Raw genomic sequence first — 21,157 nt, forward strand, 5'->3', positions numbered from 1 at the left:
TGTTCTAGCAGTTACTTCAGCCGTGAAAAACTCTAATAGCCTTCGCTGTGCTTTTTTACTTAGTTTACAACGGGTTATCTTCATAAAAGTAGTCTAGCATAGTGCTTATCTACTACAGCCCCAAAATATTTTTCCAAAAAACAAACCAACCATAAAAAAACCGGATACCAAAAACGATAAATATGTATAAACCGTTGATGTATAAATTCTCGAACCATGCTTCTTGATCTATCAAGCCCAACGTAAACCAAGTGGTATTGGTCAAGAACCCCCACATACCAATCGCCATAAAAAATGCAAAAATAAGCGACCAAGCACAACTACGTAAAAAAGACATGACACTGTGAATATTTCTAGGATCAATCTGCTGCATTCCTAGCCATTTCAGCGGCTTCCACAATACAATCGACAATGCCGCTAAGATAGGAACAAACATCATCACTCGGATAAAGTGGTAAAACATTGCGGCATCACCAAATGGAGAAGCCAAAAATGCCCATTCATCTCCAAAATACTCTTTCAATACTGTGTCATTGTGACCATCATCGAACCATAAATTAAAAATCTGTCTGTCTTCGCTAATTGGAGGCATCGATAGGTTATTATGTACCCAACCAATGCAGGCATTGACCCAGTCAGGCTGCCACACTAGGCTCAGATCTCTTATCCAGCAGCGGGTATACAATATATCGAAGAGTATGAATGCAAATAAAAATGCCAGTGATAGCGTTTCTAGTCGGTTAGGGGGCAACTTGCCATTGCTAGTAATCTGCTTATGTACCTGCTCTTTTTGTTTAATATCCTCTATGCTGTCTAGCGTTTCATACACTTTGGCAGTGGCTTGAAACAATTGGCCATGACGCCCTTTTATCAAAAAATACCAAAATTTGGGGACGCTTAATGCGACACATAGGATTAAAAACCATACCGTATTAAATGCTAGATTTTGCAAATCGTTAAATACAGGTATGCGTATACCGATAGAAAACAAACCAACGAAAAACCAAAATAGGCAGATGAGTAAATAAAAGAAGAGATACTCTTCATGGAGACGGTTTGATGTCATCCATTCTTGGACGGATTCGTTATCGGAGAACTTTTTCATTAATTATTCTATCTATATACTTATCTAAAAATTCGGTTATATTCTACATTCTTTTAATAAACAAAATACGACTAGTTCATAATTGACTATGTACCCAATGATATTCTTTTATCAGCATAAATCACTTCCTCAGATCACCAATTTATTAGCAGGCCATGCCCTTAAAATGTTATATTAACCCTCTATTTTAATAACACTATGCTTATGGATTTACCTACTTTGCCAACCAATAGATCAGATAGCCTAGATAACGGCGACCCGTCTTCAACACTCAATGACAATGCCCAAATGTCTGGATCAAATGTCCCTGTGCCTGATAGTACTGACTTAGAGCAACTTAGTACTGAGCCTGACAATAGTACTCAAACCATCGATCCGAACGCTATCATATTAGCAGAAGCATTGACTGATAAAGCCATCAGCTGGCAGATACACAATTGTAAAATTATAAAGAAGACTGTCACGCAAGATTTGCCATTGCCTTTTTTGTATCACTATGACAGTTTAGATGATGCGATCAAACAAACGCACCCGCTCACTCCTGAGCTACTGATTCAGTTCAATACACCTATGTCGGCTCATGAAGCTACCAAATTAATTGGCATTGACGAAGAGCTGCTGACCAGTCCTTGGCATGTGAAAATTATCGGCTCGTTGGTAGTATTTAGTGAGGCATTGCAATTGGCCGTAAGGCTACATTGGACCAATACGGGTAAAGAGACGCAGCAGGTATATACCAAGGATGCTGCCGACGCTATTATTGCCGCTTTTAAAGACTGGCAGTTTTTTGGTCGTGTAGACGTCCTTTATAAAAATAATAAGCAAATATTAATTAGTATTGACGAGCAAAACCCCAATACGCAAGCACTACCTGCCGAATCATTGCTGACGATTGAAGCTAGTGGCGATTATCAACAGCTACTGGCTACTCATGCGCTTGCAGCCATTGTAAAACTAGAAGCAGACAAAGCCGATCTTCCTTGGTTTGACAAAGCCATATTAGAACGTATTGAATAGCTATTTTGAATAACTGTTTTTTCGCTCATCGCTTGTGATTATTAATTCACTGTTATTAGCATATTGTTTTTAGTTATTCATATCTAATGGTATGGTAACGAATTAGTATTATTCACTAGTACTCACTCTCTATAAAAAGCACACTATCCCTATTAAAACTGAGGGTGCACATTTTTATAACCCCGCCTATTTGTAAGGAATATCACATGGATTATCGCTCAAAAACCTCTACCGGCGGTCGTAATATGGCAGGCGCGCGCGCATTATGGCGTGCAACCGGCATGACTGACGGCGACTTTGGCAAGCCAATCATTGCGATTGCTAACTCTTTTACCCAGTTTGTACCCGGCCATGTGCATCTAAAAGACCTTGGACAACTGGTCGCCCGTGAGATTGAGCAAGCAGGCGGCGTTGCAAAAGAGTTCAATACCATTGCGGTCGATGATGGTATTGCGATGGGCCATAGCGGTATGTTGTACTCGCTACCAAGCCGTGATTTGATCGCTGATTCTGTCGAATATATGGTCAATGCTCATTGTGCAGATGCGCTAGTTTGTATTTCTAACTGTGACAAAATCACTCCGGGTATGTTGATGGCCGCCATGCGCCTTAACATACCAGTGGTTTTTATCTCAGGTGGCCCAATGGAAGCGGGCAAAATCTTAGCCAGTACCGTTGGTAAGAGCCACAATACCGATAGTAGTGACAGCAGTGCTGTTCGCAAACTTGACCTTGTCGATGCGATGATGGACGCTGCTGATGATAGCATCAGTGATGAAGACGTCGCTGCTATCGAAGCCTCAGCCTGCCCTACTTGTGGCTCATGCTCTGGTATGTTTACAGCCAACTCGATGAACTGCTTGACCGAAGCTTTAGGCTTAGCCTTACCAGGTAATGGCTCACTACTAGCTACTCATTCATTGCGCCGCGAGCTATTCTTAGAAGCGGGTCGTACGATCGTCTCATTAGCCAAGCGTCGTTATGAGCAAGATGATGACTCTGTACTACCACGCTCTATCGCTACCAAAGCTGCTTTTGAAAACGCCATGAGCTTAGATATCGCCATGGGTGGTTCTACCAATACCATCTTGCATCTACTTGCTGCGGCCAATGAAGCAGAGATTGAATTTAAGATGGCTGACATTGACCGTCTAAGTCGCGGTGTACCTTGTCTGGCAAAAGTAGCCCCTGCCTCACAGAAATACCATATGGAAGATGTGCATCGTGCTGGCGGTGTCTTTGCATTACTTGCTGAACTTGATCGCGCCGAGTTACTAAAAACTGATGTACCGACTATCCATAGCGCAACGATGAAAGAAGCGATCGGTAAGTGGGACATCATGAACCCTGACAACCATGAAGCTCGCGCACGCTTCCTTGCAGCACCTGGTGGCGTACGTACCACGGAAGCATTCTCACAATCAAAAGAGTGGTCAAACCTCGACGTCAACCGTGAGTCAGGCTGTATCCGTAGTGCCAAACACGCCTACTCTACAGATGGCGGCTTAGCCGTACTATATGGTAATATCGCTGAGCGCGGCTGTGTGGTCAAAACCGCAGGCGTCGACGAAAGCATCTTGACCTTTACTGGTCGCGCGCGTCTATTTGAATCACAAGATGATGCGGTTGCTGCGGTATTGGCTGATCAAATCGTTGCAGGCGATGTGGTCATCATTCGCTACGAAGGCCCTAAAGGCGGCCCTGGTATGCAAGAGATGCTATACCCAACGACTTATCTGAAGTCAAAAGGATTGGGTAAAGAATGCGCCCTACTGACTGATGGTCGCTTCTCTGGTGGTACATCAGGTCTATCAATTGGCCATGCTAGCCCAGAAGCTGCTGAAGGCGGGGCGATTGGTTTGGTCGAAGAAGGCGATAGTATTCATATCGATATCCCAAACCGTACCATCAACATGCAAGTGAGTGATGCAGACTTAGCCGCTCGCCGAGAAGCCATGGAAGCGCGTGGACGTGATGCATGGAAACCTGTCAACCGTGATCGTCATGTCTCGCCGGCATTACGTGCTTATGCTGCTATGACTACCAGTGCTGATACTGGTGCCGTACGTGACGTGAGCCAAGTCGAGCGCTAGTCTGTAAACTAAATGCTCCAGACATACTGATAAGAATATTAAGCCTGCGCAAAGCAGGCTTTTTTTTCACCAAAAAACAACGTAGCTGTCGTTTTGATAACTATTTTTTGCGGTAATTATTTTATTTTGACGTCATGATAAAGGGTATCAGTGACTGACTATCAACTATTGCTGTGAATTGTCATCAATATCTAAAATTATCCTCATAAAATCGACCCTTAAAATATAACGACGTGCGTAAACCTTATGATTGAAAAATATAACTTATTCTTATTAATCTGCGGGATTGCCTTTTTACTCGGGGCCTTGTTTCCTGTTATTTTTAAGCGCACCTCTATCTCTTTACCGATGCTCCAAGTCAGCTTCGGTCTGATGATGGGCTACTGGTGGACGTCTTTATCCTTTTTAGACCCACTTGATAACGGCTTACTCATCGAGAAACTGACTGAAATTGTTGTATTGGTCTCATTGGTTGGTGCTGGTATTAAAATCGATACAGAGTTGTCTTGGCGATTGTGGCGACCAACAGTAAGACTGCTACTCATTACCATGCCTATTGGTATTTTTGCGATGGCAGTCTTGGGGTATTACGCGTTTGGTTTGAGCCTTGGTGCAGCTATTTTGTTAGGTGCAGTGTTAGCGCCTACTGATCCAGTGTTAGCTTCGAGCATTCAGGTGGGACCTCCCAATACAGGAGGAGAAGACACACCACGCTTTACTTTAACGTCAGAGGCAGGATTGAACGATGGTCTGGCTTTTCCGTTTGTGTATCTAGCGATTAAAATTGCGGAAGCATTCAGTGAAGGCAAAGCCTTTACTTACGAGATGCTGTGGTCGTGGTTTACTCATGACGTCTTGTGGAAGATTGGCGCAGGTGTAGTGGTAGGTGTATTGGTTGGTAAAGTATTGGCTAAAGTCGTGTTTTCTAAACATACCCGTGAGACTACCATCTCGCAAGGCTATGTGGTTATTGCATTGACGCTACTAGCCTATGGACTTGCAGAGTATGTACACAGTTATGGCTTTATCGCTGTATTCGTGGCCGCATTTGCGTTTCGTCGCTCAGAGTGTGAGCATACTTATCATCAAAAACTGCATGATTTCGCTGAGCAATCAGAAGGCTTACTGATGTCATTGGTGCTCGTTATCTTCGGTATGTTCCTTGGTCAAGGGTTGCAGGCAGGTGTCGAGTTGACATGGCGCGTCTATATCGTCAGCTTTACCTTCTTACTACTTATACGTCCGATTGGTGGATTTATTGCCTTATCAGGATTGAACTTACCTCATACCGAAAAATATGCGATATCGGCTTTGGGTATTCGCGGTATCGGTACCCTATATTATCTTTCCTATGCGCTCAATCAAGGTTTCTTCGCGGATGAAGATGCGCTTAAATTGTGGATTGTTTGTTCGATTGTTATTTTGACTTCTATCTTTATCCATGGTCTTAGCGCATCAAGATTGCTTAAAATGACACCAAAAAAGTAGCATTAAAATTAATGCTGCTTATGTTTGAAACAGAATCAATTCGCGATTGAAGTTGGCGTTATTAAAGTATCTCTTCTACCCAGCTCAAGACGGCTTCTGTCAGCGCAAACTGACGAACGTCATTGAGCATAGTGGTATCAAAATTATGAATAAAAGCAAATGACAGTTGGCGCTCAGGGTCGCACCAAGCAACCGATCCGTTATATCCCATATGCCCAAATCCTGATAAATCAGAACTCATTCTCTTATCCGTATCATCGTTGTTAGCATACAAGCTAAATAATCTATGGTAGCCCAATCGCCATTTCATAGCCGCTGGCATAACCGCATCTAAACCCTCAACCTGCGGAGTAGATAACTGCTCAAAAGTAGCACTATCGATCAGTGTTTTCCCTTGCCATACACCGCCATTAGCAAGCATTGCATAAATCGTTGCCAGTGCTTTAGCGGAAGCGACACCATTTGCCGCTGGAATGACAGCTTGTAGCGTCTGGCGCTTATGATAATCAAGGGCATGTTTGCCAGCAGGTATCAGCGCCGCCTTATAGTTCTTTAGATTAAGCTGACTGGTATTGAAATATAAGCTATTAATACGCGCCGTATTCAAGATAGGTTGTATGCTGTCAGTATCAGGGTTATTTAGATTTTCATCAAGGCTGTTATCAAGGCTACTTTGCGTCTCAGCTGCACGCTTGTCATTTAGCATTTTCTGTTGCCAGTAATGATAACTAGGTAAGCTTGTATAAGTACGTAAAGTCTCTTGAGAGTCTACTTTTAAGGTTGGTTTTTGGCGTCTTGATTTTAATTGGGAGCTTATATCTTCTGTTTCTTCAAAATCTTTGGCCAATTTCGCCACCTGATCTACTTTGCTATCTGGCACACCAAAATAGCAGCTGTCGGCAATGCCCAGAGGCTCTGTTAGATACTGGCGCAGTGCTTCAGCGAATGATAAGTTCGTAACCGCCTCTACTAAGCCGCCCAATATCCAACCGTAGACTAATGCACTATAAGCGCTGTCATACTTGGGCGCATCTTCGGGAGAAGTAATAGGCATCGCTGCAATGTGGCGCAGCATTGTATCCCAATCAAGTACCGTCTCGCTATCGACCTCGATACTTTGGATCGAAAACAAGTCGGCCTGATGTGACATGACTTGTCGCAACGTAATTTGGTCTTTGCCGTTTGCAGCAAATTCTGGCCAATAATGGGCAATAGGTTTGTCATATTCGATCAGTTGCTGCGAAACCAGCACATGAACCAATGTTGCCAATACCCCTTTACCGGTAGAAAAATTAATAGCCAACGTATCAGGCTGCCACGACATATCAGAGCGTGCCATACCTGTACTGGCTTGTGCTATACACTGACCTGCTTGATACACGGCCACAGCCCCGCCAGCAGGTGCATCATCAAGCTGTAAATCTGTCAGTAATTGCTGTAATTTTTTTTGAAAGTCAGCGTTTATGGGTGTATTAGAATTTTCTGTATTATGATCCATTATTATTACCTTGCTCCAGTGATATAAATTATTCTAGTTTTAAGATGATAGTAATACATAAGCTATAGTCAAAGAAGTCTAAAACGCATACAAGGTAGCCGATTACAGATTGCACAAGTATTTCTTTGATTATATAAAATACTTGAACCAGTATAAATGAATTGTGAGCCAATAAAAAAGGCCACCTATTGGTCGCCTTTTTTATTATTTATTCCGATAACATTTTTAAATTTTGCTAACGTCTAAGACAGCAATAATATTCAATGCCACAAATCTAGTTAACGCGGTACTAGCAAACGATTATGAACTTCTTGTTCAAGCTTGGTCAAACCATAACTGCGACCACGTTCCATAGCCGTATCCATCTTACGTCCACGCAACCATCCTGCCCGCAGCGCTATTGCAGCTCCTACTCTATTACCCGACCCACAATGCATAGCGACTTTTTTGCCATGGTGCTGGCGCAATACATTATCAAATGCCAATATCTTAAGCTGCTTTAGCTCTTTAGCACCGCTGATAGGCAGCTGTTCGTAGTGCATACCTGCTTGCTCAACTGCTGATGCCTCATCAAAGATCAACTCGTCGTCAGGCTGCAAGTTGATGACCAGCTCGACGCCTGCTTTCGCTAAAGCCGCAACTTTTCCGTCATCTAATGCACCGCACACGATAGTGTTTGCATCTGGACGAAAATAAGGCTCAAAGATATCGGCCAAATCAATGCCATTATCGGCACTAATATGCATGTTAGCGCCGCTATCATTAGCGGCGACCGTATCGGTTGCTATCGAGCTCTCTGTTTGATCTATGGCTATCGCGTTTTCTTCTGAAGGCATGTTTTGTGAAGTCATAATAATAAATATGTACGTTAAATATGGCTGTTAAAATAGAAGCTTTATGATACTTACTCTACTTGCTGTCGCTCTTTAGGGCCATAACACCCGCTAAATGCGGTTTATTGTTTTTAGAGCTATACAGTCCAAACTCACAAGTATCATCTATGTTTGTAAGTTGGGCTACTGGCTCAGCAATCAGCTCTACTTCAGCTGGCAAAAAGATAGGCAGCTTAAATGAGACGTCAATTGTATAAGCATCAGGCAAGTCACCCATTAGAGCAAGGCACTTAGCCTTTGACCACATACCGTGTGCAATCGCTTTAGGGAAACCAAACGCGCGTGCTGATAGTGGATGCAAATGAATCAAATTAAAGTCGCCTGAGACAAAGGCATAACGACGACCGATATCTTCTGGCACTTCAAAGATGCTATGAACACCTTCTTCGTTTACTCCAGGCTTGACCATGACCGGACGCGGTGCGCTCTTTTTATCTTTACTACTAGGTTTTTTGCTACGTGATAAATAAGTCGACGTACCTTCCCAGATGACTTCATCTTCTGACTTTACGATAGTGACAAAGTCAAACTGCTGACCTTGGGCATGATCGCGCAGGTTATCAAAAGTGACCGACATTGCTACCGTTTCACGCTCTCCAATCGGACGATACTGGGTAACACTATTATCAACGTGAACAAGACCTAGCATGGCAAATGGGAATGGCTCTTTGACCATCATGTTCATCTGCAGCGTCTGTGACAATACCGAGAAGTAAGTCGCTGGCACTTTGCCATCATCAGCAAAACCGCAAATTTTGCGATAGTCGTCTAGGTTTTCTTGATCGATATGCAAGTCATCTACATAGTAAGTAGATTGTGGCAACTGGTCTCTACTGACCTTGCCACCATTACCGATAGGCAATAAGCTTTTGACAATATTGGCGTAAGTGGTGTGCGCTTTTGGCAACGCATCATAATGTTTGTCTGACATAAGTACATCCTAAGTGTGGCTTGAACCAGTTCTTTAACGTTTATAAAGACAATCTGCAGTCATTGACTAAAGCCTACTATTAAATCATCTAATAAGCATTAAATTTAATCAACCTCATGAGTATCTTTAATAGCAAAAAATAGTTTGGCTATTGGTTCTTGTGTTTTTATCATAAAAAAGCCACCCTTGGGCAGCTTTATTACACTTTATCAGAGATTATTTCGTAAGCATATGTGATACAAACGAGGAATAATAGCTCATATGATACAACTACTGTCTCTATCTGTACCTTATTTCTCACATATACCTGTCAATTAATCAACATTATGCACCAAGTAAGCTTTGACCACAGACGCGAACCGTGTTGCCATTTAGACCGCCAGACGCAGGTGACGCGAACCATGCGATAGTCTCAGCCACATCTACTGGTAAGCCGCCTTGGCTCATTGAGTTCATGCGGCGACCAGCTTCACGAATAGCAAATGGAATGGCTTCTGTCATTTGGGTTTCGATGAAACCAGGAGCGACTGCATTGATCGTCATGCCTTTAGCATTGTCTTCTAATTGCTTGGCAGTTGCGTTAACCAAACCAATTACCCCAGCTTTAGAAGTGGCATAGTTGGTCTGACCCATGTTGCCCGCGATACCTGAAATTGACGACACACATACGATACGTGCGTTTTCTTTCAGTACGTCATTGTCCAACAAGTAGCGGTTCAATCTAGCGATACTGCCTAAGTTGATATCAATGACCATGTTCCATTTTTTCTCATCCATCTTAGCCAACGTCTTATCACGAGTCACGCCAGCATTATGGATGATTGAATCTAGACCACCACGTTTTTGAGCAGCGTCAGCGATTTCTGCACCAGCGTCTTCACTAGTGATATCTACTGTCAAAGCAGAACCACTGATTTCGCTAGCAACTTTTTGTAGGTCAGCTTGCTGCTGTGGTACATCTAGACAGATAACATGAGCCCCTTCACGAGCCAATACACGAGCGATAGCTTCGCCAATACCGCGACTTGCGCCAGTCACTAGCATCGTCTTGCCGCCCAAAGGCTGGTTCCAATCAACATCGACTGAGCTGCCTTTACTGACACGTACTACTTGTCCTGATACGTAAGCTGAACGAGCTGAGGTAAAAAAGCGTAAGGTTGAATCTAGGTTTTGCTCTGCGCCTTCTTCAACATAAATCAGCTGCGCTGTGATACCGCGCTTAAACTCTTTACCCACTGACTTCACAAAACCTTCAAGCGAGCGTTGAGCCATTGCTGTTTCAATATCAGTGATGTTCTCTGGCGTACGACCAACCACAACCACACGGCCTGATTTTTCTACGCGGCGTGCAACTGTATGGAAAAACTCATAAAGCTCTTTTAGCTGTTCAGCATTGCTGATATTACTGGCATCAAAAAGCAGTACTTTGAATTGATCATCGCCGCCCGTGTTGGCTTTTGCCTCTACGCCTGCATCAGCAAGTGCGTCTTTGATATCATCGCTGCTATTTACATATACTTCGGCATGGACGTCTGACAGGATACGGGCAACAGACTCACTGACACTCTTGTCATCACCAGTAGCACGGCCAACCAATACGCTACCACGCACTAGACGCTCGCCACTTTCGAAACGATCAAGCGTCGTTGGCATTGGCAAACCTAAGTTTTTTGCTACTTTTTTGCCAATAGAAGATTGAACAAAATCACCGTAACGGTCTGACATAATATAATCCTTATAATTAATGATTCGTATAATAATAAAAAATGCAATGAATCTATTATATAGAGACATTGACATCGTAATTATTTAAATTTAGTAAATCGCCTCAAAACTAGCCTAACTATACACTTCCCTTATAAACAAGTCCAAAAACAGATAATGTCTACAACAATCTGTAAACAAGTCAGTATACAAGCCAGTCGTTTTTAGCAGCGTTAAGCGCCACTATAACATGTTAAAATCTGACCTATAGGTTATGGCATACTTAATTATTGATAACAATATATTATCAAACGTACTGTTATGCAATGCTAATATTTCTTACTAGCCAGTCTATTAGAGCGATGCGTCATGGTCATGAATCTACTACCGACCTCATACAAGCGTCACATAGTTTGCTAAAGAGATACATTAAGTGAATAAAAACGCCTTATGATAAACAGCTGTACTGCGTAATAAATGATAATATTTGCTTGTATAAAATAACTTAACTATTTTTTATTATTACCTATCACTTTTTACTTCTACCCATACTTTTTAAGGATAATATTATGAGTAATAAAAACAATCATCCAGATAGCCCTGTTGTTGAAAGTACAGTTGTTAAAGCAACGGATACAAAATCAGATACAGCAAAAAAAGAAAACGCTGCAAAAAGCACCTCGACTAAAGACACCAGCGCTAAAGATACTAGCGCTAAAGAAACTGCTAGCAAAAAAGCGGTCGATGAAAAAGTGGAAACCACTGCTGCTAAAAAACCTGCTCCAGCTAAAAAAGCCAGCGCGAGCAAACCAGCTTCAAACCTAAACCGTGTTGCTATTTTAGGTGGTAACCGTATTCCATTCGCGCGCTCAAATGGATCATACGCTGATGTTAGCAACACAGATATGCTAACAGCTGCATTGGACGGTTTAGTTGAGCGTTATAACCTGCAAGGCGAAACCGTAGGTGAAGTGGTATCTGGCGCAGTCATGAAACTTAGCCGTGATATCAACCTTACTCGTGAAGCCACATTAAATACCGCGCTAAACCCACATACGCCAACATATGATATCTCACAAGCTTGCGGTACTGGCTTACAAGCGACATTTGCTTCTGCTAACAAGATTGCACTTGGTCTGATCGATTCGGCAATCACTGGTGGTGTAGATACTACTTCTGACGCTCCTATCGCTGTCGGCGATGGCTTACGTAAAGTACTGATCAAACTTGGTGCAGCAAAAGACAATAAACAACGTCTAAAAGCGTTAATGGGTCTAAATCCAAAAGACTTAATCGATTCACCGCAAAACGGTGAGCCGCGCACTGGTTTATCAATGGGCGATCATCAAGCGATTACCACGCTTGAGTGGAATATCAGCCGTGAAGCGCAGGATGAGCTTGCATTTAACAGCCATCAAAACCTAGCACGCGCTTATGACGAAGGCTTCTTTGACGACTTGATCACGCCATACAAAGGCTTAACTCGTGATAACAACTTGCGTCCAGATACTACATTAGAAAAACTGGGTAAATTAAAGCCAGTATTTGGTAGAAAAAATGCCAATCCAACGATGACAGCTGCCAACTCTACGCCGCTTACTGACGGTGCTTCTTGTGTGCTATTGGGTACTGATGAGTGGGCAAAAGAGCACGGGCTAAAACCACTTGCTTATATTGTCCATCAAGAAACCGCAGCGGTAGACTTCATCGGTAAATCTGGCACGACAGAAGGCTTACTAATGGCACCAGCTTATGCGGTACCACGTATGCTTGAACGCGCTGGTCTGACTCTACAAGACTTTGACTTTTATGAGATTCATGAAGCCTTTGCTTCACAAGTACTATCAACCTTAGCTGCTTGGGAAGATGAGAAATTCTGTGAAGAACGCCTAGGCTTAGATGCCCCATTAGGGTCTATCGATCGTAGCAAATTAAACGTAAACGGTTCATCACTAGCGGCAGGTCATCCATTTGCGGCAACTGGTGGTCGTATTCTAGCTACTGCTGCTAAATTATTGGATCAAAAAGGTTCGGGCCGTGCACTTATCTCTATCTGCGCAGCAGGTGGTCAAGGTGTGACTTGTATCCTAGAAAAATAAGCTTGGTCACTTTTAAGTGAAAAAGATACGCTGACTTATTATTCTAATCAGTACATATCTATCAATAAAAAATGCCCTTTAATTTATTTAAAGGGCATTTTTTATTGTCTGTACTTTGCTATGATAGAAACGACCTAGATAGTAGCCTCTTAAAAAAGCCGATACGCAAAACAAAGGTAATATTTATGGGTAAGACAAAAATTTTATTAAGAAAAATGAGGCAAGTCATTTTTGGCTCTGAAAAACTGGTGATGACAGAACCGCTTACAACCGCTGATTTTCAATCTCTAACGACTGAGGAGGATGTAGATCGGTACCATCAGGAACAAGCCATTCTTACTGAACGCATCGAAAAAGACATTCTTGATGATGATTTACGTCGAAAAATGCACCAAGACTTAATCGATACATATGATGAAGAACTAGAAAATGAAATAGATGACTATGCACGTGACTTTCGTTTTAACGGACGTGAGATGAGCGAGCAAGAAAAACTGGATCGACGCACCTACTTTCAAGAGTTGGTACGACTACAGCGAGAACTGATAAAACTACAAGATTGGGTAGTTGATCGCGGTGAGCGTATCGTCGTTATTTTTGAAGGGCGGGATTCTGCTGGTAAAGGTGGCGCCATTAAACGCATTACCCAACGATTAAACCCACGCGTTTGCAGGGTAGCTGCCCTGCCGGCTCCCACTGAGCGCGAGCAAACGCAGTGGTACTTCCAACGTTACGTGGCCCACTTGCCTGCAGCAGGCGAAATCGTATTGTTTGACCGTAGTTGGTACAACCGCGGAGGCGTTGAGCGTGTCATGGGGTTTTGTACTGACGCGCAATATGAGGAATTTTTTCAATCAGTACCAGAGTTTGAGCGTATGCTCGTACGCTCAGGCATTCGTTTGGTGAAATACTGGTTTTCTATCACTGATGATGAGCAACATGCACGATTTATGAGCCGAATATATGATCCGCTTAAGCAGTGGAAACTCTCACCAATGGATCTACAGTCGCGCCGACGCTGGGAAGATTACACCAAAGCAAAAGAAACTATGTTTGAGCGTACTCATATTCCTGAAGCACCCTGGTGGGTTGTCGAAGGCAATAATAAAAAACGTGCTAGACTGAACTGTATTGCCCATCTGCTCGACCAAATCCCTTACAAAGAAGTGCCTCGTGACGAAATTGAGTTACCCAATCGCAAACGCGATGATGAATATTACCGCGAACCTATTCCCGATGATATGTATGTACCGCCTCGTTATTAAGCGACTAGCGCCTACTACTATAAAAATCTAAAGAAACTTGATCGAAAAAAGCAGCCTTACTAATTAATAAGGCTGCTTTTTTATATTAATAAGTTCAAAACCACAGCCAAACTCATCAAAGATACATGTGTGATTTCTAGATACTACCTAGTTATTACCTAGATACTACATAGTATAAGTCGATTGCAAACTATCGATTTTTCCAGCTAATAAGCGCTCAACTTCATTCTTGATTCTTTGGCCAGAGACATCACTACCAATTTGCACAGCAAACCCTGCTGGGCGACTACCTTGACTCTTAGAGTTAATCCAAACCACCTTACCATTCATTGGTAGGCGTTCACTAGAGTTGGGTAGCGTGATAGCGATAAACACTTCATCACCCAATTGCTGAAGTTTGTCCGACGGTACAAACAAAGCGCCATTACTGACAAATGACAAATAGCTGGCATATAACATTTCGATACTTTCATAATGACAGGTTAAAATCCCGCCACGTCCTGGCATTGCCATAGTCAGCTTCCTTCCTCAACTGGGTTTAATATGTTTATATAAATAATCGATAGTATATAGTTAAGAACAATTGCAAATTTTCGAACAACAATTAAGCGCTCAAGCATGGCTCTATAAGCTTGCCAATTCTTGCATTAGCTTATCATAGGCAAATTTTTCTTGCACATTTTGTTGCAGCGCAATTTTGGTCTGCTGTACGCTGTTGGCAAATGCCTCTAACCCGCTATCAGTAGGCTGATAAGTCGCCAATATCGTTGATAGATTGACATCCTTTTGTAGTTCAACAAGGCCCAAACAGACACGGCGTATATCAAGGAGCATCAGCTCAGATAACTGTATAAATTCTTTAATATTGAGCTGACTTTGCCAATAATCACTCGCCGCCACACCACTACGTTTACCGCTACGTAGCGCCTGCCATGTGGTCAACCATAGGCTGCGCTTGCTATACCATGGTGCTTGTGCCAAAGCTATAGCAGCTAACGGCGCACCATTGGCCAGTTGTATCAACTGCTCAATCGCAGCGGTACCGACGGCTTCGCGGTTAATCGTATGACCTAGCGCCTGCGTCACATAATCGACAGCAACAGTCGGCTCAATTGTCTGTAATGCTAACTGTTGCACACGACTCTTAATCGTTGGCAATAGTTGAGCAGGCGTATCACTAATCAAAAACAGATGCACCTGCGCTTGCGGTTCTTCCAATGTCTTAAGCAGCGCATTAGCAGCGGCCACCGTCATTTTTTCAGCGTGATCTAATACACAGATGCGCATCCCTTGCCCGCCTTGATAAATAAAAGGCTGCAAAGCACGAATATCATCTACTTTGATCTTAAGTGCACTATTGCTAGTAGCTTTAGCGCCTTTTTTATCTTTTGTACTGCTTGATTTTTCTTGAAGCGCATCGCTTTCGGCACTGATAGGCATACTAACGAGTGGTAATACTTGCAAGCTCGGATGAGTTCCCGACTTGAGCCATTGACAGCTCTCACATACTTCACAAGCACCTAATGGGTGTGTACCACGCTCACGGCATAATAGCCAAGCGACCAACCGCCATACAAAGGCGCGTTTGCCCATACCTTGCATACCAGCAGCGAGCAATGCATGCGGCAAAGACTGCTGCTTAAGTACGCGCTCGGTCAACTGTAACCACAGTACTTTTTGCCATGGCAATAGTGGCGCAAAATATATACGGTCTATGTTATCTAGTGCGTCCATATTTCCTGTCAAATTATTCATGGTTATGGCTCTATCACATTGATTAGGTACTTTAGGTATAGCCACGACAACGATACTTTAGCGTTGTATGAAGCTTATAATCGCACGCAACTTTGCTCAGACTATTACTTAGTAGGGTTCTGAAAGCTATCTAAGCTCATCGCGTTTAGACGGTCTAAATCTTCTTGTGTATCCACACCAGCTGGTAACTGACAGGCAGCTTCCGCGATAGCGATATGCTGACCGTTTTCTAAAACACGTAATTGCTCTAAGCTTTCGAGTATCTCAAGTGGCGTTTGTGGCCAGTTTACGAACTGCTGTAATAGACTGACACGATAAGCATATAAACCCAAATGGCGATAGGCGTTCTTCGGTGGTTGCATCTGGTTATTATCAGCTAATACAACGTCACGATCACAAGGAATCGGTGCGCGGCTAAAATAGAGCGCACGCTGTAAGTTATTAGCAAATTGGCTGACCACTTTTACTACCGATGGCCGCTGGAACGTATCATAGTCATCGATAGGCTCACAGAGTGTGGCCATCACGCTATCCTCATCCGCTACCAAAAGCACCTGTACTTGCTCCAAAAGCAATGGCGGTACAAGGGGCTCATCGCCTTGCATATTCACCACAATATCGTGGTCAGCCCAACCTTTGATAGCTGCTACCTCTGCCAAACGATCCGTACCTGAAGCATGCTCGCTACTGGTCATAACCACATCAAAACCTGCATCGATACAAACTTTTGCGATTTGCTCATCATCGGTCGCTATACACATGTCATCAGCAAAACTTGCTGTCTGCGCTTTTTCTGCTACCCAAAGTATCATCGGCTTACCATGAATAGTTAGCAATGGCTTACCAGGTAAACGCGTACTCTTAAAACGTGCAGGAATCACGATATGGGTTTTAGCGGGCGTGGTGGCGAACGACATGGCGTATTCCTATAAAAGTGGTACGGAGATTTAAAATATTGGCTGATGTTTACAATAAGGCTGACGTGTTCATATCATGGTCGTTACGAATCCCTAGCGCCTTTAGTTGCTCATCTAGATTATGGTAACTATTCTCAGATAATACAGCCGTCACTGGCAATACCCATAGTCTACTGACAAGTTTTACATACTCATCACTGAGTGCTTGTGTCGCTGTATAGTCCGCCAATAATGCGCTAATTTTCACTGCATCTTTACTGGTCACGATGATAGGATAATCACTATATTGTAAAAGCTCAGCCAAACTAAAATCATAGTGATCAGGGTAAGGATGCCCTATGACCTCAAAGCCAATAGATTCTAAGGTATCAAAAAATCGCTGTGGATAACCGATACCACTAACAGCATGAACTCGGCTGTTAGTGGTAGGCTTCACACTATTAAGTTGAGCTGCACTCGATGTATGATTCCATAGGCGCTGTAACTCAGCTGGTTGCAAATGCATGGTCAAACGGTCAGTAGACTGTATCTTATTACCACTTCTAGAAGTCCGAGTTAAATCTGTACTTGGCTTTTCATGATAGATAACATTTGCACCCTCTAACCGTGACACTGGCTCACGCAAAAAACCTGTTGGTAATAGCTGCTTATTGCCAAACCCACGAGCGGCATCTACCACAATCCATTCGATATCACGCTGTAGTGCATAATGCTGCAAACCATCATCTGCAATAATCAATTGCAAATTAGGATCTGCCTTTAACAGAGTAGCAATCGCTTGTTGGCGATTGGGACACACTGCCATAGCAGCGCCTGTCATATGAGCAATCAAACACGGCTCATCTCCGACTATATGAGGTAAACTGGTAGCACTAACCAATACAGGCATTTGACTCGTATCACCGCCATACCCGCGACTGATTACCCCTACTTTTACGCCTTTTTTCTGTAAGTAGCTGACCAGAGCAATAATCAGCGGCGTCTTACCACTACCGCCCACACTGATATTACCAATGACCATCACGGGAATAGGTGCTCGATAGCTTGATAGTAGGCCAGCCTTATAAGCTTGACGACGCAAGAAGGTGATGAAACCGTACAACCAGCTGATAGGCAGCAACAACCACAACCAAACAGCTTGACGTTGCCATGCGCGGGTGACTGTCGTCTCAATACTCATTAATCAATATCGCTTATCTTATTGGTTCATGGCTGCATAAAAATTGGCTAAAAACTTCTAAACTGACTACTCGAAATCTCGAGCATACATTTGCGCATAGTGGCCTTGTAGCTGCATTAACTCATGATGCGTTCCTAATTCAACAATCTGGCCGCCATCCATTACAGCAATACGATCCGCCGATTCGATAGTTGTCAATCGATGGGCAATGACCAGTGTGGTGCGGTCTTTCATCACATTATCGAGCGCTTGCTGGATATAATACTCAGACTCATTATCAAGTGCGCTAGTGGCTTCATCTAAAATTAGAATCGGTGCATCTTTTAGTAGCGCACGAGCAATAGATAAACGCTGACGCTGACCACCAGATAGTTGCAACCCTTCGGCACCAATTTCGCTTTGATAAGCGTTTGGCATTTTCATAATAAAGTCATGAGCGAAGGCATCTTTTGCGGCTTGTTCAACCTCAGCTTGAGTCTTGTCAGCTAGGCTGCCGTAAGCAATATTATTAAGTACGGTAGTATTAAACAATACTACTTGTTGGTTCACCATTGCAATCTGGGCACGCAAACTCTCTAACTTAATATCTTCAATAGGCATACCATCCAATGTGATTTGCCCTGAAGACGTCTCTAGAGTACGTGTTAATAAATTGACTAGTGAGGACTTGCCCGCGCCACTTCGCCCTACTAGTGCAACTGTCTCGCCTGCTTTAATATTCAAGGTAAAGTCACGTAGAGCCACCGTCGAATCTGGATATACCAAGCTGATATTATCTAACGACATTTGCCCTGATAGCGCTTTGCTGATTGTGCCCGTGTCTTCTTCTTCTGGCTCATCAAGTAGCGCAAAAATCGACTCACCGGCAGCCAGACCTTTTTGCAGCTTCTGATTAATATCGGTTAGTGAACGTACTGGCTTACTCAATAAACCTGCTGCTGCAATGTAAGAGATGAACTCACCTGCTGAAATATCATCTATTACTGCAGGTCGCAACGCAAGCCAGACGACAACGGCCATCGCAACCGCCATCAACAGCTGTACGGCTGGCGTATTAATACTATTGGTAACAACCACCTTCATACCTTGGCGTAAGTTTTTCTTGGATGTTTTGTCAAAACGTGCTGACTCGTATGATTGACCACCGTAGTTTTTGACCACTTGATAGCCGCCGATGACTTCATTGGTAATGTGACTGACATTACCCATCGTCTCTTGGATACCTTTTGAGAGCTTAAGATAGCGCTTTGATGCAATGCGCACCAGCCATAGTATTGGTGGCAGTACCACAAATAGAATAAGCGTTAGACGCCAATTGCTATAAAACAAAAAACCAATCAACGCGACAACGGTCAAACCATCACGCAGCAAGGTCTTCATTGAGTCTGTACTGGCAGCCGTGACTTGCTCAACATCAAATATCAATTTCGATGAAATCGTACCGGCTGGATTGGCCAAATAAAATGAACTAGGCAAGCGCAGTAATTTATTGAAAACTTCTACACGTAGCTCATAGACTAAGTTGCGTGAGACCAATGCAGAGTAATAGTTACCCAAAAAACTACCAACCCCGCGCACAAAGAATAGCAATATAATCAATAGTGGAAATAAGGTTTGTTTGCTTCGATCATTCTGATTGATAGCATCAGTAATATATTGCAGAAGCTTGGCAGTCCAAATCTCTGTCCCTGCATTAATCGCAAAACCTAAAGCCGTCAATAGCAATGCCCACCAGTAAGGCTTTAAATACCTTAACAAGCGTAATAACGTCTTACTCTTAGGCGTAATGGGCGATACTGCCGATGCATTTTTAGCAGAAGATTTTTTAGAGTCAGGTAAATAAGCTTGGCTCATAAAAGCCTCAATTTGGGTATCATGGTATGAATGGGCTGTGTGTCACACAGTTTTATGATGATAAGACTATATCTGTTATTGCGGCAGCGTTTGGCCAAGTGGTACCACTGTACTAATGTTTAAATTCAAAAACCCGAGCTTTCCAGCGATATCCATCACTCGTACCACAGACTGATGAGTCGCATTGGCATCCGCTGCAATGACAAATAGCATATCGCGATTGCTGCCCGCCTCTTGCTGCAACATACTAGTCAGTTCAGCCTCATTGCTACTAGCAAGTGTAATGCCGTTGACCAAATAGCTACCATCTTCTTGCACAGCTACTTCGATACTATTGTTTTGTTCTGTCAGTGCAACACCTTCCGCTTCAGGAAGGATAATATTTAAACGACTAAAGTGATTAAATGAGGTAGCAAGTAATAAAAACACAATCAAAAACAGTAAACAATCAATCATCGGTGTTAGATTAATTTCAAGCGATTCAACCGTTGGTTTTCTAAAACGCATATCAATCTCTTTAATTCATCTACCATTTATAGGCTCAAGACTTCTATTCTTCAAAACCGCATTGACTACACTGCCGCTATGCTAGTTTTATCCGAATCCAACCCACCGAATGAACGTTCTTGTGCAATACTATCTTCTATTGACATACGGCTAGAAGGTGTAGATGCCTGCGCACTAGCAAGCAAGTGATAGTCATACAACTCTTGAATCATAAGACCTGCTTGAGTCTCAAACTGAGCATTAATATCAATGATACGGCGCTGAAAATAACGATAAGCAACCAGCGCAGGGATAGCAACAATCATACCAGCAGCGGTAGTGATTAGTGCCTGTGACACGCCAGCGGCTAGCATCGTCGGATCTTGCATGGCACCATCGGTAATCGCCAAAAATGACGAGATGATTCCTAATACGGTACCTAATAGGCCAAGCAACGGAGCTATCGCACCGATAGTACCTAGCATATTGATGTTTTTTTCTAACTGATGAACTTGGACGCTGGCACGATTTTGCATGTGCATTGTCATCGATTCTAGCCCATACTGACGATATAGCAAACCCGTTGCCAAGATATCGCCAAGCGCCGTCTTTTCTTTTACATTCATCAATTGTGTGCGGCCAATATCGCCATTTTCACGTAAACGAGTTATTAGCTGTTCGCGCAACCTGCTAGGAGCGACTTTGTTAAACTGTAGCGTATGGCTACGTTCAATAATGATGACTAATGCCAATATAGAACAGACCACGATAGGTGTCATTAGCCAGCCACCTGCTTTTACCAACTCCCACATACCTACTCTCTTCCATATTTTTGCAAAAATAAATGTTCAGAGGCGACTTAGCAATTGGAT

17 protein-coding genes and 1 pseudogene are annotated in these 21,157 nt (G+C 43.1%); 5 read left to right on the forward strand and 13 right to left on the reverse strand.

The genetic code is table 11. The features are described from left to right. Positions 1 to 84: pseudogene (locus tag JMX63_RS08800) on the reverse strand (IS1595 family transposase); the annotation flags it as partial. A gap of 28 nt (positions 85 to 112) precedes the next feature. Further along, positions 113 to 1,105, reverse strand: a complete 993-nt coding sequence (locus JMX63_RS08805; protein WP_201572070.1) for a hypothetical protein — start codon at positions 1,103 to 1,105, stop codon at positions 113 to 115. Positions 1,106 to 1,309: 204 nt separating this feature from the next. Between JMX63_RS08805 and JMX63_RS08810 the strand changes: the two genes are divergently transcribed. The 3 genes from JMX63_RS08810 (at position 1,310) to JMX63_RS08820 (ending at position 5,703) form a co-directional block, all read left to right on the forward strand. Continuing rightward, complete coding sequence (locus tag JMX63_RS08810) at positions 1,310 to 2,122, forward strand: hypothetical protein (protein ID WP_201572071.1); 813 nt, start codon at positions 1,310 to 1,312, stop codon at positions 2,120 to 2,122. A gap of 206 nt (positions 2,123 to 2,328) precedes the next feature. Next, the gene (gene ilvD / locus JMX63_RS08815) at positions 2,329 to 4,215 is read left to right on the forward strand and encodes a dihydroxy-acid dehydratase (RefSeq protein ID WP_201572072.1); all 1,887 of its coding nucleotides are present in this window, start codon (positions 2,329 to 2,331) and stop codon (positions 4,213 to 4,215) included. A 246-nt stretch (positions 4,216 to 4,461) separates the two neighbouring features. After that, the gene (locus tag JMX63_RS08820; protein WP_160020873.1) at positions 4,462 to 5,703 is read left to right on the forward strand and encodes a cation:proton antiporter; all 1,242 of its coding nucleotides are present in this window, start codon (positions 4,462 to 4,464) and stop codon (positions 5,701 to 5,703) included. 61 nt (positions 5,704 to 5,764) lie between these two features. Here the strand turns inward: JMX63_RS08820 and JMX63_RS08825 are convergent, their stop codons facing one another. The 4 genes from JMX63_RS08825 to JMX63_RS08840 all read right to left on the reverse strand — a co-directional run bounded on the left by JMX63_RS08825 (position 5,765) and on the right by JMX63_RS08840 (position 10,750). Then, complete coding sequence (locus JMX63_RS08825) at positions 5,765 to 7,201, reverse strand: serine hydrolase domain-containing protein (RefSeq protein WP_201572073.1); 1,437 nt, start codon at positions 7,199 to 7,201, stop codon at positions 5,765 to 5,767. Between the two features lie 278 nt (positions 7,202 to 7,479). Continuing rightward, positions 7,480 to 7,947, reverse strand: coding sequence for a serine/threonine protein phosphatase (locus JMX63_RS08830; protein WP_406947840.1), 468 nt, complete (start codon positions 7,945 to 7,947; stop codon positions 7,480 to 7,482). Positions 7,948 to 8,110: 163 nt separating this feature from the next. After that, on the reverse strand, positions 8,111 to 9,025 hold the full coding sequence (locus tag JMX63_RS08835; protein WP_201572075.1) for a MaoC family dehydratase: 915 nt from the start codon (positions 9,023 to 9,025) through the stop codon (positions 8,111 to 8,113). Positions 9,026 to 9,349: 324 nt separating this feature from the next. Beyond that, on the reverse strand, positions 9,350 to 10,750 hold the full coding sequence (locus JMX63_RS08840; protein WP_101205406.1) for a 3-oxoacyl-ACP reductase: 1,401 nt from the start codon (positions 10,748 to 10,750) through the stop codon (positions 9,350 to 9,352). Positions 10,751 to 11,298: 548 nt separating this feature from the next. Between JMX63_RS08840 and JMX63_RS08845 the strand changes: the two genes are divergently transcribed. Beyond that, positions 11,299 to 12,828: an acetyl-CoA C-acetyltransferase gene (locus JMX63_RS08845; RefSeq protein WP_201572077.1), complete on the forward strand. Its 1,530-nt coding sequence runs from the start codon at positions 11,299 to 11,301 to the stop codon at positions 12,826 to 12,828. A gap of 185 nt (positions 12,829 to 13,013) precedes the next feature. Next, entirely contained in the window at positions 13,014 to 14,093 is a 1,080-nt protein-coding gene (ppk2, locus tag JMX63_RS08850; protein WP_264757029.1) for a polyphosphate kinase 2, read from the forward strand. A gap of 165 nt (positions 14,094 to 14,258) precedes the next feature. Here the strand turns inward: ppk2 and JMX63_RS08855 are convergent, their stop codons facing one another. From JMX63_RS08855 to JMX63_RS08885, 7 genes are all read right to left on the reverse strand, one after another. Next, positions 14,259 to 14,606: a PilZ domain-containing protein gene (locus tag JMX63_RS08855; protein ID WP_201572079.1), complete on the reverse strand. Its 348-nt coding sequence runs from the start codon at positions 14,604 to 14,606 to the stop codon at positions 14,259 to 14,261. A 111-nt stretch (positions 14,607 to 14,717) separates the two neighbouring features. Next, positions 14,718 to 15,848 carry a DNA polymerase III subunit delta' gene (locus tag JMX63_RS08860; RefSeq protein WP_201572080.1) on the reverse strand — a complete coding sequence of 377 codons (1,131 nt, stop codon included), beginning with the start codon at positions 15,846 to 15,848 and terminating at the stop codon, positions 14,718 to 14,720. A 104-nt stretch (positions 15,849 to 15,952) separates the two neighbouring features. Next, positions 15,953 to 16,765: a 3-deoxy-manno-octulosonate cytidylyltransferase gene (gene kdsB / locus JMX63_RS08865; protein WP_201572081.1), complete on the reverse strand. Its 813-nt coding sequence runs from the start codon at positions 16,763 to 16,765 to the stop codon at positions 15,953 to 15,955. 49 nt (positions 16,766 to 16,814) lie between these two features. Next, a complete protein-coding gene (lpxK, locus tag JMX63_RS08870) occupies positions 16,815 to 17,945 on the reverse strand; it encodes a tetraacyldisaccharide 4'-kinase (RefSeq protein WP_201572082.1) in 1,131 nt (376 codons plus the stop codon). Between the two features lie 66 nt (positions 17,946 to 18,011). Continuing rightward, positions 18,012 to 19,733: a lipid A export permease/ATP-binding protein MsbA gene (gene msbA, locus JMX63_RS08875; protein WP_201572112.1), complete on the reverse strand. Its 1,722-nt coding sequence runs from the start codon at positions 19,731 to 19,733 to the stop codon at positions 18,012 to 18,014. 141 nt (positions 19,734 to 19,874) lie between these two features. Next, entirely contained in the window at positions 19,875 to 20,306 is a 432-nt protein-coding gene (locus JMX63_RS08880; RefSeq protein WP_201572083.1) for an ExbD/TolR family protein, read from the reverse strand. Between the two features lie 65 nt (positions 20,307 to 20,371). Next, complete coding sequence (locus tag JMX63_RS08885) at positions 20,372 to 21,097, reverse strand: MotA/TolQ/ExbB proton channel family protein (RefSeq protein ID WP_227673297.1); 726 nt, start codon at positions 21,095 to 21,097, stop codon at positions 20,372 to 20,374. Positions 21,098 to 21,157 lie beyond the last annotated feature (60 nt).

This window comes from Psychrobacter nivimaris (assembly GCF_904846365.1).
In the GTDB taxonomy this organism is placed as follows: Bacteria; Pseudomonadota; Gammaproteobacteria; order Pseudomonadales; family Moraxellaceae; genus Psychrobacter; species Psychrobacter nivimaris_B.